This is a genomic window from Mesorhizobium sp. P2_A8 (assembly GCF_056404935.1).
The window spans coordinates 107,431-119,067 of sequence record NZ_JBFUDB010000009.1 but is presented as its reverse complement, the minus strand read 5'-3'; the positions used below and the strand labels follow the sequence as shown (position 1 = coordinate 119,067).

At 62.1% G+C, this 11,637-nt stretch carries 12 protein-coding genes; 4 read left to right on the top strand and 8 right to left on the bottom strand.

From position 1 onward, the window contains the following. Positions 1–181: 181 nt before the first annotated feature. Entirely contained in the window at positions 182–592 is a 411-nt protein-coding gene (locus AC1D10_RS25710; protein ID WP_352676601.1) for a hemerythrin domain-containing protein, read from the top strand. A 2-nt stretch (positions 593–594) separates the two neighbouring features. Here the strand turns inward: AC1D10_RS25710 and AC1D10_RS25705 are convergent, their stop codons facing one another. Beyond that, on the bottom strand, positions 595–1,323 hold the full coding sequence (locus tag AC1D10_RS25705) for a Crp/Fnr family transcriptional regulator (protein WP_477276866.1): 729 nt from the start codon (positions 1,321–1,323) through the stop codon (positions 595–597). Between the two features lie 162 nt (positions 1,324–1,485). On the opposite strand from AC1D10_RS25705, the gene hemN reads away from it, so the two are divergent. Beyond that, positions 1,486–2,835: an oxygen-independent coproporphyrinogen III oxidase gene (gene hemN / locus AC1D10_RS25700; RefSeq protein ID WP_477276864.1), complete on the top strand. Its 1,350-nt coding sequence runs from the start codon at positions 1,486–1,488 to the stop codon at positions 2,833–2,835. Between the two features lie 81 nt (positions 2,836–2,916). Here the strand turns inward: hemN and AC1D10_RS25695 are convergent, their stop codons facing one another. The 4 genes from AC1D10_RS25695 to AC1D10_RS25680 all read right to left on the bottom strand — a co-directional run bounded on the left by AC1D10_RS25695 (position 2,917) and on the right by AC1D10_RS25680 (position 6,585). Beyond that, positions 2,917–3,252, bottom strand: coding sequence for a DUF779 domain-containing protein (locus AC1D10_RS25695; protein ID WP_477276862.1), 336 nt, complete (start codon positions 3,250–3,252; stop codon positions 2,917–2,919). 63 nt (positions 3,253–3,315) lie between these two features. After that, the gene (gene adh, locus AC1D10_RS25690) at positions 3,316–4,833 is read right to left on the bottom strand and encodes an aldehyde dehydrogenase (protein WP_477276860.1); all 1,518 of its coding nucleotides are present in this window, start codon (positions 4,831–4,833) and stop codon (positions 3,316–3,318) included. 144 nt (positions 4,834–4,977) lie between these two features. After that, positions 4,978–5,946 carry a GAF domain-containing protein gene (locus AC1D10_RS25685; protein ID WP_477276858.1) on the bottom strand — a complete coding sequence of 323 codons (969 nt, stop codon included), beginning with the start codon at positions 5,944–5,946 and terminating at the stop codon, positions 4,978–4,980. 207 nt (positions 5,947–6,153) lie between these two features. Then, complete coding sequence (locus tag AC1D10_RS25680; protein WP_477276856.1) at positions 6,154–6,585, bottom strand: potassium channel family protein; 432 nt, start codon at positions 6,583–6,585, stop codon at positions 6,154–6,156. A gap of 303 nt (positions 6,586–6,888) precedes the next feature. On the opposite strand from AC1D10_RS25680, the gene dusA reads away from it, so the two are divergent. Next, entirely contained in the window at positions 6,889–7,881 is a 993-nt protein-coding gene (dusA, locus tag AC1D10_RS25675) for a tRNA dihydrouridine(20/20a) synthase DusA (RefSeq protein ID WP_477276854.1), read from the top strand. A 15-nt stretch (positions 7,882–7,896) separates the two neighbouring features. Here the strand turns inward: dusA and AC1D10_RS25670 are convergent, their stop codons facing one another. Continuing rightward, positions 7,897–8,598, bottom strand: coding sequence for a TIGR02281 family clan AA aspartic protease (locus tag AC1D10_RS25670; protein ID WP_477276852.1), 702 nt, complete (start codon positions 8,596–8,598; stop codon positions 7,897–7,899). Between the two features lie 7 nt (positions 8,599–8,605). Further along, positions 8,606–8,839 (bottom strand): DUF1289 domain-containing protein, encoded by a 234-nt coding sequence (locus AC1D10_RS25665; RefSeq protein WP_477276850.1) that lies wholly within the window; start codon positions 8,837–8,839, stop codon positions 8,606–8,608. 200 nt (positions 8,840–9,039) lie between these two features. Between AC1D10_RS25665 and AC1D10_RS25660 the strand changes: the two genes are divergently transcribed. Beyond that, positions 9,040–10,038, top strand: coding sequence for a nicotinate-nucleotide--dimethylbenzimidazole phosphoribosyltransferase (locus AC1D10_RS25660; RefSeq protein WP_477277378.1), 999 nt, complete (start codon positions 9,040–9,042; stop codon positions 10,036–10,038). Positions 10,039–10,070: 32 nt separating this feature from the next. On the opposite strand, the gene AC1D10_RS25655 is transcribed toward AC1D10_RS25660, so the two are convergent. Further along, positions 10,071–11,600: a sensor histidine kinase gene (locus AC1D10_RS25655; protein WP_477276848.1), complete on the bottom strand. Its 1,530-nt coding sequence runs from the start codon at positions 11,598–11,600 to the stop codon at positions 10,071–10,073. Between the last annotated feature and the right edge of the window lie 37 nt (positions 11,601–11,637).

Here is an 11,637-nt window from a genome sequence, read left to right as displayed (position 1 = left end):
TCGCCGCCTTGATCCATGTCAAGGCCAATTCTTTTTGGATTGGGCAGCGTCGATCGCGCAAACGATCAGGAGACTACCGTTGAACAGGGAGAAGGAGCTGGGATCGTCGCTGAGCGAAACAAGCCGTGAAAATTCGATACTGGCAGCTCGATCTGACCGGGAGGCAGTTCCGGCGGCGGTGATGAAGCGCGCGCATCTGGAAAAGCTGCTGCTCTGCGAGGCCCTCGAAAAAATCGCCGACACGCTGCCAAAGGTTGATCGTTTGAAATGCCTGAGCACGGCAAACGCGATCGTCCCGCTGTTGCGAAACATCCATCAATATGAAGAGACGGTCATCTTTCCGGCCTACGAGGCTGCGTTGAGCAGCAGCGATGCCAACCTTGCTTCAACCCGGCGATTGCGTGCCGAACATGTCGAGGACGAATGCTTTGCCGGCGAGGTGACTGAAATCCTGCTGGCGATCGGCCATGGCGAGACGGTCGAGAATGCCGAGGCTGTCGGCTTCATGCTGCGCGGCTTCTTCGAAAGCTTGCGCCGGCATATCGCCTTTGAACGCGAGCACGTCTTGCCAATGATCGGGGTCGTCGATTGATCCTAGACGCCAGAGCGTCGCTGCAGCCGGGTCAAATTGTCGACGGTGACTTCCCGGTTGTTCTCGATCCGGATCACCCCATCCGATCGCAGCCTGGTCAACTGGCGGCTCACCGTCTCGATCGTCAGACCCAGGAAATCGGCGATGTCGGCGCGGGTCAGAGGCAGATCGAAACTTGTCGACTGCGCGGCCGGGTCAAGCGTAGGGTCAATGTTCCTGGCGATCATCAGGAGAAAGCTCGCCACCTTCTCAGAAGCACTTTTGCGACCCAGCGTCACCATCCAGTCGCGGGCTTCGTCGAGTTCGTTCAGCGTCTGCTTGAGCAGTCGATGCTCGAGTTCCGGAGATTCCTTCATCATCCGCTCGATGGCGGCCTTGGGAAACGAACAGACGGAAACGGCGGTGGCGGCTTCTGCGTTGATTGCACTTTCCACCTTGAAGGGCCGCCCGAGAAAATCGGGAGCGAACTGTAGGCCGACAATCTGCTGGCGTCCGTCCGACAGGCTCTTTGTGAGCTTCACCACGCCTGAAAGCACGTTCGAATAGCTGTCGACGGCCTCGGTGTCGCCTATCAGTTCTGCGCCCTGTTCAACGGTATGCTTCGATGAGGTCTTGGCCAGGCCCACCAATTGATCAGGATCGAGCGCTCCGCAAACGCCATGGTGGCGCGCTTCGCACGATTGGCAAAGCACGGGAATGCCGGCGTTGTGAACATCCTGACGCACTGTCACCACGATTGCCCGAGAAATCCAGAAGTTCAGGCAGGATATAGCATCGGCCTGAGAAAAAGCCTTGCGGCAGTTTGTCCGCAGCAAGACGTATTGACCGAAATCAAGGCTGCCGGCCAGTATCGGGATCAATGTGGCTCCATGCAAAGTGGAGCGGACAGAGACATGCGGCCAGATTTAGTTGCCAGACTTGGTGAGAACGTGCCGCGCTATACCAGCTACCCGACAGCGCCGCATTTTCATTCAGGCGTTGACGCCGCCGTCTGTCGTGACTGGCTGCAGGCGCTCGGCGAGGGCGACGAGATCTCGCTCTATCTGCACATCCCCTATTGCGACAAGCTTTGCTGGTTCTGCGCCTGCCATACCAAGCAGACACGCCACTACGAGCCGGTGACCACGTACCTGCGTTCACTGCATGCCGAGATCGCCACAGTCGCCGATCTTGTCGCAGGCAAGGGCCGCGTGCGTGCCGTCCATTTCGGCGGCGGTTCGCCGACAATGCTCAAACCTGGGGATATGGTGGCGCTGGGAACAGTCCTGCGCAACAGCTTCGCCTTTCTGCCCGATGCAAAGACCAGCGTCGAAATCGAACCCAACGATATGGAGGATGCCCGCCTCGACGCGCTTGCCGAAATCGGCATGACAAGGGCTAGCCTCGGGGTTCAGGATTTCGATTTGAAGGTGCAAAAGGCAATCAACCGCGAGCAGAGCTTCCTGCAGACCAAGACGGTCGTGGACGGCGTTCGTTCGCGCGGCGTCGAATCCGTCAATCTCGACCTGCTCTACGGCCTGCCGCACCAGACCAGGGAGAGCGTCGCCTCCACGGTTGCGCAGGCACTGACCCTGGAGCCGGACCGGATCGCGCTTTTTGGCTACGCCCATGTTCCGTGGTTCAAGAAACATCAGACGATGATCGACGAGGCCTGGTTGCCGGGTCCCGCGGAGCGGTTTGCTCAATCGCAACTGGCCGCGCAGGCGATTGTGGACAATGGATACGAGGCAATCGGGCTTGACCATTTCGCCAGACCGGGCGATGCGCTGGCGATTGCGGCCCGCGCCGGGACTTTGCACCGGAACTTTCAAGGCTACACCGAGGATCGCTGCGAAACCTTGATCGGCCTCGGCCCATCGTCCATCAGCCAGTTTCGGCAAGGCTACGCACAGAACATGCCTTCAACCGCCGAGTACGGGCGCATGGTCGCGGACGGCGGGTTGGCCGCTGTCCGTGGCATTGTGCTTTCCCAAGACGACCGCGTACGCGGCTGGATCATCGAGCGCCTGATGTGCGATTTCGGTTTCTCCGCAATCGACTTGGTGGAGCGCTTTGGCGAAGCCGGCCAAAGACTTCTCGTCAAGGCGAGTTCCACCGCCCTTCATGATCCTGCGCGGTTGCTTGAACTTGACGGTGACCGCTTCGTCGTGCCTGGGGAAAGCCGGCCCTTTGTCAGAAGCATCGCGGCCAAGTTCGACAAATATTTCGAAACCGGCAAGGCGAGACATTCCGTAGCCGTCTGAGCGTCAGCTTGACCTGATTTTGGGCCAGGGCCGTCAAGCCGATGACGACCGTGTCCATGACCTGATGGATGGCCTACATCCTCATCTGACAGCGCAAATCGTCGACCGCGTCAGGAACCGCTTCTCCCGCCCGTTGTCCAGCGAGAACATGCCGCCGCGACCAGCCACCACGTCGATAATGAGATCGGTGTGTTTCCAGGCCTCGAATTGCGAGGCTCCGATGTAGAAGGGGGCCTCACCGATGTGGCCGAGCAGCACATCCTGGTCACCAATGATGAAGCCCGCCACCGGATAGCACATCGGCGAAGAGCCGTCGCAGCAGCCGCCGGACTGATGGAACAGCACCGGGCCATGATCGGTGACAATCTCCGCCATCAGTTCAAGGGCTGCCGGTGTCGCCGTGACTTTTGCAAGCATGGTCTTATCTGCTTTCCAGCCACGCGCGCAGCCCCCATGGAGCCGCGCGCATGAGCGCAGTGATCAGAAGAAGCCGAGCTTCTTCGGGCTGTAGCTGACCAGCATGTTCTTGGTCTGCTGGTAGTGGTCGAGCATCATCTTGTGGGTCTCGCGGCCAATCCCGGACTGCTTGTAGCCGCCGAAGGCCGCATGCGCGGGATAGGCATGATAGCAATTGGTCCAGACGCGGCCAGCCTGGATTGCCCGGCCGAAGCGGTAGGCGCGGTTGGCATCGCGTGTCCAGACGCCGGCGCCGAGACCGTAGAGCGTATCGTTGGCGATGCTGAGTGCTTCGTCGTCGTCCTTGAAGGTCGTGACCGAAACCACCGGCCCAAAAATGTCCTCCTGGAAGATGCGCATCTTGTTGTGACCCTTGAACACCGTGGGCTGCACGTAGTAGCCGCCCGCCAGGTCACCGGGCAGGAGATTGCGTGCCCCACCGGTCAGCAACTCGGCGCCTTCCTGGCGGCCGATGTCGATGTAGGACAGGATTTTTTCCATCTGCTCGGACGAGGCCTGAGCGCCGATCATCGTCGCCGGATCGAGTGGATCGCCCTGCACGATCGCCTCGACGCGCTTGAGGGCGCGTTCCATGAATCTGTCGTAGATCGATTCATGGATGAGCGCGCGGCTCGGGCAGGTGCAGACCTCGCCCTGGTTCAGCGCGAACATGACAAAGCCTTCGATCGCCTTGTCGAAGAAATCGTCGTCTTCGGCGACGACATCCCTAAAGAAGATGTTGGGTGACTTGCCGCCGAGCTCGAGCGTCACGGGGATCAGGTTCTGGCTGGCATACTGCATGATCAGCCGGCCCGTCGTGGTCTCGCCGGTAAAGGCGATCTTGGCAATGCGCGGCGACGACGCGAGCGGCTTGCCGGCCTCGAGGCCGAAGCCGTTGACGATGTTGAGCACGCCCGGCGGCAGCAGATCGCCGATAAGATCGGCCCATAGCAAGATGGCAGCCGGGGTCTGTTCGGCAGGCTTCAGTACCACGCAGTTTCCGGCGGCAAGCGCCGGAGCAAGTTTCCAGCATGCCATCAGCAGCGGGAAGTTCCACGGGATGATCTGGCCGACGACGCCGAGCGGCTCATGGAAATGATAGGCGACGGTGTCGTCGTCGATCTGGGAGAGGCTACCTTCCTGGCCGCGCACCGCTCCGGCAAAATAGCGGAAATGGTCGATGGCCAGAGGGAGGTCGGCCGCGGTCGTTTCGCGGATCGGCTTGCCGTTGTCCCAGGTTTCGGCACAGGCTAGGAGATCGAGGTTCTCCTCCATGCGGTCGGCGATGCGGTTGAGGATAAGCGACCGCTCGGCCACGCTGGTGCGTCCCCAGGCATCCTTGGCGGCGTGCGCCGCATCGAGCGCGGCCTCGATGTCCTGGCCATCCGAGCGTGCGACTTCGCACAGGAGTTGACCGTTGACCGGTGAGTAGTTCTCGAAGTAGCGGCCGGACCGCGGCTCGGCCCATTTGCCGCCGATAAAATTGCCATAGCGCTTGTCGAAGGGCGCCTTGACCGGGCGTGAGAATTCAACCTTGTTCATGTGTCTTCCTCCCAAAGCTGACGTCGCGGGATGCGACGCTTCGGAAGAGACTTGCGATTTCCGCCTGGAGTTGTCACCGCACCGGTCACTGCGGTTGGACATGATGTGTCGCAGAATTGCGACAGTCATGGTCGCCAAGGGTGTTCAGTGTGACCGGTGGACATCCAGGCGGTTGAGTTTGCGGTGAAGCGTCGCGCGGCTGATACCCAGCGCCTGAGCCGCCGCGGAGACATTTCCGTCCGCCCGTGCTAACGCTCGCTGGAGCGCTCCGCGCTCTGCTTCAGCAAGAACTTTGGAGTCACTCTCGGCCCAGCCGAGCAGATCGGCGGCGGGCATCGGTTTGTCGAGACACTGTTGCGTAAGGCCAAGCGCCAAGCGGGCCGAACGGGTCGCGCCGACCACGAGATCGTCCGCGTCGACGGCAATCAGCGCACCGGAACCTTTGTCGATCACCGGTGCAAGTAGAATGCGCGCCTTTGCGAACGCCATCTTGAAGTTTTCACTTTCGATCCGACGCGCCGCGTCGACGACAGCCATCGAGATGAGATTGGCGAACGCCTCCGTCAGATCTGCCCGGCAGGACGATACGTCAAGCGCTGCAACAAGGTGCCCTTCATGATCATGGATCGGAGCGGTGGTGCAACTAAGCAGGGTGTTGCGCGTATGGAAATGCTGGTCGCGGTGAATTGTCAGCGCGCGCCGCTCGACCAGACAGGTACCGATCCCGTTGGTTCCCTGGCACTCCTCATTCCAAACGGAGCCAGTCCACAAGCCCCAGGAGTGAAACGTCTCGTCATCGACGGCCGCGCCGCGCCGTTCGACCGGCACGCCGTCACGATCGGCGAGCAGGACACAGCATCCGACGCCGCCTACCGCCAGATAGAGACGGTCCAGACTCGATTGGGCAGCTTGCACGAGAGGTTCGATGCGTTGCCGGGCCTGCCCCAATTCCGCCTCCGTCAGATAGCGTGGGGGCGTGCAGTCGGCTGGATCGAGCCGATGCAAATTGGAAGACCGTCGCCAGGAGGCAACCAGCGCGGACTTCGCTGCAGCATCCGAGGCGATCGCGGCCTGGATGCGGTCGGCATGATGGCCGGATTGATCTTCGCCCATACTTAATCCTCCCAACCTTGATATCTTTCCTCCGATCTGACCGGTCTGCGGTTCCCGCAGCACATAGTCAATTCGCCGAAAGAAGCAGAGCGCAGACGTCTCCTTCTTGCCCATCGTTGAGCAATTCGTGGGTACTCATTCGAGAGAACCTACTAACAGATTGCCGTGCGTTCATTGATCAGGAGCAAATCGGAGCATCAGCTGCAGTCAAAAATGCTCGCCGGCCTTGAACGGCCCGATGCGGGTGCCTGCTGCGATCAGGTAGGCTGTCGACCAGCCAATGAGAAGGAACCCATTCACGCCCTCAAGAGCCGCCAGGACACGCCACGCATGGGCAGGCACGATGTCGCCGTAGCCAACCGTCGAAAAGGTAATGGTCGAAAAATACAGGGCGGTTTCGAAGTCCTCGAAGATATCGAGCAACCGGTATAGTCCTGCCCAGAGCCAGACCTCTACGGTCATGACCGCAAAGAGGCCCATCACCACGCTGATCATCGCGACGATGCGGCTGCGGCGCCCGTGCATGCGAAACCGCGCGACCAGGTGCCCCATCGCGTGTGTGACGGCGATCAGACCAAATGTGTGGACGAGAACCGTCAGACTTATGACGACTGTGCCAATGAGCAGATTGAGGATCATGGGCAAAAGCTAGATGACGTATGGATCTGGGGTCCTTGTGCGAAATCAAATCCACCGCAGCATACTCCAAACCGCGACGGGGACTGCGTTCGCACGTACGCATTGGTTGCGATTTCTGACGGCAACGTCACTCAGGCTTTGTGTGCACCACGTGTGCAGTGAGAGACGTATTTACCAAAGGTGGCTTTCAGCTGCGGCGGCAAAATCGTAACATCGGTTACGTTTTGATATGCATATGTCGCTAAATTTCCCAGTCTTTCCAACGGGGTATTGGACGGACTGAGACAGAAAAAAGATAATAAAATGAATATGTTACATCATAAACTTTCCGTTGCGCCGATGATGGACTGGACGGACCGGCATTGCCGGTTCTTCCATCGCCAGCTGACGAGCCGTGCGCTGCTTTACACCGAGATGGTGGTGGCCGACGCGGTCATCCAGGGCGCACGCGCGCGGCTGCTCGGCTTCGATGAGGCGGAACATCCGGTTGCCTTGCAGCTCGGCGGTTCCGATCCACGCAAGCTTGCCGAGGCGGCGCGCATTGGCGAGGCCTTCGGCTATGACGAGATCAATCTCAATGTCGGTTGCCCGTCCGATCGCGTCCAGTCGGGCACGTTTGGCGCCTGCCTGATGAAAGTGCCTGACCTCGTCGCCGGCTGTGTCGCGGCGATGAAAGCTGTGGTGACAATTCCCGTCACCGTCAAATGCCGCATCGGCGTCGACGAACAGGACCCAGAACCCGCACTTGATGCACTGGCGGACGGTGTTTTCGACGCCGGCGCGGACGCGCTGTGGGTGCATGCGCGCAAGGCGTGGCTGGAAGGGCTGAGCCCCAAGGAAAACCGCGACATCCCGCCGCTCGACTATGGTCGCGTCTATCGACTGAAGGCCAGAAAGCGCAGCGAATTCATTGGGATTAACGGCGGTATTCAATCGATCGAAGAGGCGCAGGCGCATCTCGACCATGTCGACGGCGCCATGCTCGGCCGCGCCGCCTACCACACGCCCGGCATCCTGGCCGGCGTTGACGCAGCCTTCTATGGCGCCAAGTCCGAAACGTTCGATTTCGCCGCGCTGATCGATTCGATGGCAGAATACGCGGCCCGCCATATCGAGCAGGGCGGGCGGCTTGGCCATGTCACCCGCCACATGGTCGGTCTGTTCCATGGCTTGCCCGGCGCGCGCCGTTACCGCCAGATCCTGTCCACCGACGCGACGCGGCCGGGTGCCGGACCGGAGGTGCTGAAGACGGCTTTCGCAGCCGTCGAGTTGGGTGGGGCGGCTGAAGCGGCCTGACGCGTCGGGTCGGGGTCAATCCCTGAGGACCATGCGATCGCCGCGCACATCGAAGCCCGACAACGAGCCGATGAAGTTCATGCCGAGCAGGGACTGGCTGAGCATGCCGGGTGCCGCGACCATCACCGACATGTCCTTGCGCACAATGCCGCCGATCGCCAGCTGATCGGTCTTCACGGCCGCGGCGCGCGCCATGCCGTTGGCGGTCGAAACCGGTATGGTGTAGTTGAGCGCCGCTGGATTGAACCCGGACGCCTGGGCGTCCTCGGAGGTCAGCACGGTGCTGGTTGCGCCGGTATCAACCACGGCGCGCACAGGATTACCGTTGATCAGGATGCGAGCTTCGAAATGGCCGTTTTCCGCCTTGTCGAGCGTCACCGTGGCGTGGCCGTCTTCGACGCCCAGGGCGAGCGGGCTGCCGGGAACAAGGCCGGCGGTCACCCGGCTGGCGAAATCCTGCAGTTCATAGCGATACTGGTAACCGGCGATCAGCGCGAGCGCAATTGCCGCCCAGGCGCCGAGGTTGCGGGCCATGGCGCCCAACGGCCTGCCCGAACGAAGCAGGCCGGCGCCGATCAGGGCGCCGAAGGCGCCAAGCCAGATCAGCCGACCAAAATCGTAATTCTCGACGCCGAGCGTGCTGCCGCCGGAATCGTTGACCATGAGCAGGACTGCTCCCACCCCGATCACGGCAATCAGTATCCAGAACAACCTCATCTGCGTCTCACGAAAGCACGTCGCGTTCGCGCGCCATGCGGGTGCGGCGCGTTTCCCGGCGCGGCCGGCGCTCGACCGTGTCCAGCCGGGCGGGCAATTCAGCCATGACGCTGCGGCGTGCTTCCGGCGTCATTGCGATCCAGGCGCCGATTTCCTCGCGCGTGCGACCGCAGCCGAAGCAGAAGCCGGTTTTCATGTCGATCGAACAGACCAGGATGCACGGGGATTCGATGGCCGTCATGACTTTCTCTTGAGGGTTTCCATCCGGATCCCTTTGTTCCATCTCCACATGGTGCAACGGCAAAGCCAATGCAAGCCCTCACAATTGCGCCGTGCGCAGCCGCCTTTGCGGCAAAGGGTGGAGGGTTGATCCTAGAGGTTGTGCCAACAGCGCAAGGCGGCTATGCCGCTCACCAACTTCAGGGAATGACCACCAACGACATGACTAGCGCGCTGCCTTTCGAAGATTTTCGCAACCTGTTGGCCAACCTGCCGGCGGCCGACACGTCGGCCGAGGCGCGTGTGCGCACGCTGTTTGCCAGGGCCGACAAGCCCAGGAGTTCGCTTGGCCGCGTCGAGGACATCGCCGCGTGGCTCGCCGCCTGGAGCGGGCGTGCTCCACCCGCAGTGACAAGGCCGCTGATGGCGGTCTTTGCCGGCAATCACGGCGTCACCCGGCATGGCATTTCGCCCCGGCCGGTGGCGGCGACCGCCAACGCGGTCGAGCTTTGTGCCGCCGGAGGTGCTGCGATCAACCAGATCTGCATTGCCAACGATCTCGGCCTGAAGGTTTTCGATCTTGCCCTGCACATCCCGACCGCCGACATCACCGAGGATGCCGCGCTCGACGAGCGCGGCTGCGCCGCCACCATGGCCTTCGGCATGGAAGCGATCGCCGGCGGCACCGATCTGCTTTGCCTCGGCGATCTCGGCGTCGGCAACTCCACCGTCGCAGCTGCCCTGTTTGCCGCGCTGTTGGGCGGCGGAGGCGCCGACTGGGTCGGCCCGGGGTCGGGCGCCGACGCGGCGATGCAGACACGCAAGGCGGACGTGGTCGATGCGGCGCTGGCCTTTCATGGCGGCCATCTCGGCGACCCGTTAGAGGCGCTGCGCCGGGTCGGTGGCCGAGAGTTCGCGGCGATTGCCGGCGCCATCCTGGCGGCACGGGTGCAGAAGATTCCGGTGCTGCTCGACGGATTTGCGGCAACGGCCGCGGCTGCGGTGCTGCATGCCGCGAACCCCACAGCACTCGACCATTGTCTTCTTGCCAGCCTGTCGCCGGAGCCCGCACATTCCCGCGCCGCCGAACGCCTCGGTCTTCACCCGTTGCTCGACCTGGGCATCGGCCACGGCGAAGGGGCAGGGGCCGCTCTTGCCGCAGGTCTCGTCAAGGCGGCGGCGCTGACCAGCTCAGGCATGGCGGCGGCGGTTCGGGGTTAGGCGCCAGGCACGCTATATCCGGGCGACGCCTGCTACCGCCGCCGCGCCGCCACGGCCGCCACCGCCGCGGTCGGCAGCGCGGGCAGTTCCTCCATCACCCGGCTCAGCGGGAAGATGGCGATCGCCTCGGTGCCTTCGCGCAGCTTGGAGTGAAGTTGGAACTCGCCGCCATGCATGGCGAGCAGGCCTTGCACGATCGGCAGGCCAAGCCCGGTGCCCTGCTCGGCGCTCTTGATCGCGATGGAACCCTGGCCGAAGGCCGAGAGCACCACCGGGATTTCGTCTTCGGGGATGCCGGGACCATTGTCCTTGATCGAAATGTACTGCCCGCCGCCCGCCGTCCAGCCGACGCGGACGCGGATTTCGCCGCCGGTGGCGGTGAACTTGATGGCATTCGACAGAAGGTTGAGCGTGATCTGGCGCACCGCCCGCTCGTCGGCGAACAGGCGCAGCAACTCATGCTCGAAATCCTGGACGACGCGGATATCCTTGTTGCGCGCCCTCAATTCCATCATGTGACAGCAATCCTCGACGATGTTGAGAAGCATCACCGGCTCCTCGTTGAGCTGGTAGCGGCCGGCCTCGATCCGCGACAGGTCGAGGATCTCGTTGATGAGGTCGAGCAGATGCTGGCCGGATTCGTGCACGTCATGAGCGTAGTCGCGATAGGTGGGATTGCTCATTGGTCCGAGCACTTCGTTCGACATCACCTCGGAGAAGCCAAGGATGGCGTTGAGCGGCGTGCGCAGTTCGTGGCTCATCGAAGCGAGGAACCGCGACTTCGCCAGGTTGGCGTCTTCCGCCCGCCGCCGCGCCTCGTCTGACATCGATTTCGCCGTCTCCAGTTCAGCGACCAGCGCATCTTTCTCTGAGCGGAACGACAACAGCATCAGGGACGCGCGGTTGAGATCGCGGGCCAGATAGGCGAAGAAGGGCAGCGACACGACCAACAGCCCGGCCATAATCACCTCGACCGGCATCCACAGCTTGATGCCGGCATAGGCGTAGAGCGCCACCGGAACGGCAAAGGTCGCCAGCAAGGCGCCGCGCAGGGATGACGTCATCACCGCGGTTGCCGCCATCGCGAAGAGCAGCACCACCGCCTTGACGACATGGAACTGGTCGACCTGGCAAGTGCTGCAGCCAAGCCAGACGAACCACCCCCAGCCGAGCCCGCAGAGGAAGTGGCCGATCAGCAGTTCTCTTTGTGTTTGCAAGGGGTTGAGGTCGGAAGCTTCAGTGCGTTCGATGCGCCGCGCCAGGAATGTAACGATGGTGTAGCAGGCGAGCGTGAACAGTGCCCAGAGCCCGATCTCGTTGCCGACGCCGGCAAGCCGGCCGGCTGCCGCGATCACCAGGACGAGCAGCGGGATGGCGATGGCGCCGCTTGTCATTGCGCGGGCATGGAGCTTCAGGAGTTCACGATCAAAATCGGGATTGCCGGCCTGCTGCGAAAGACGGTCGCGCGTCTTGCGCACCGCGCGCGCCACATCGCTGTTGCGATGAGGTTTCCTGCGGTCCACTATGAACTTGTCCGCTGTGTTCGAGCGTTGCAAGGGCATGAAACTTCGATTTATGCGAGCAGCGGTTTCCAAGTGT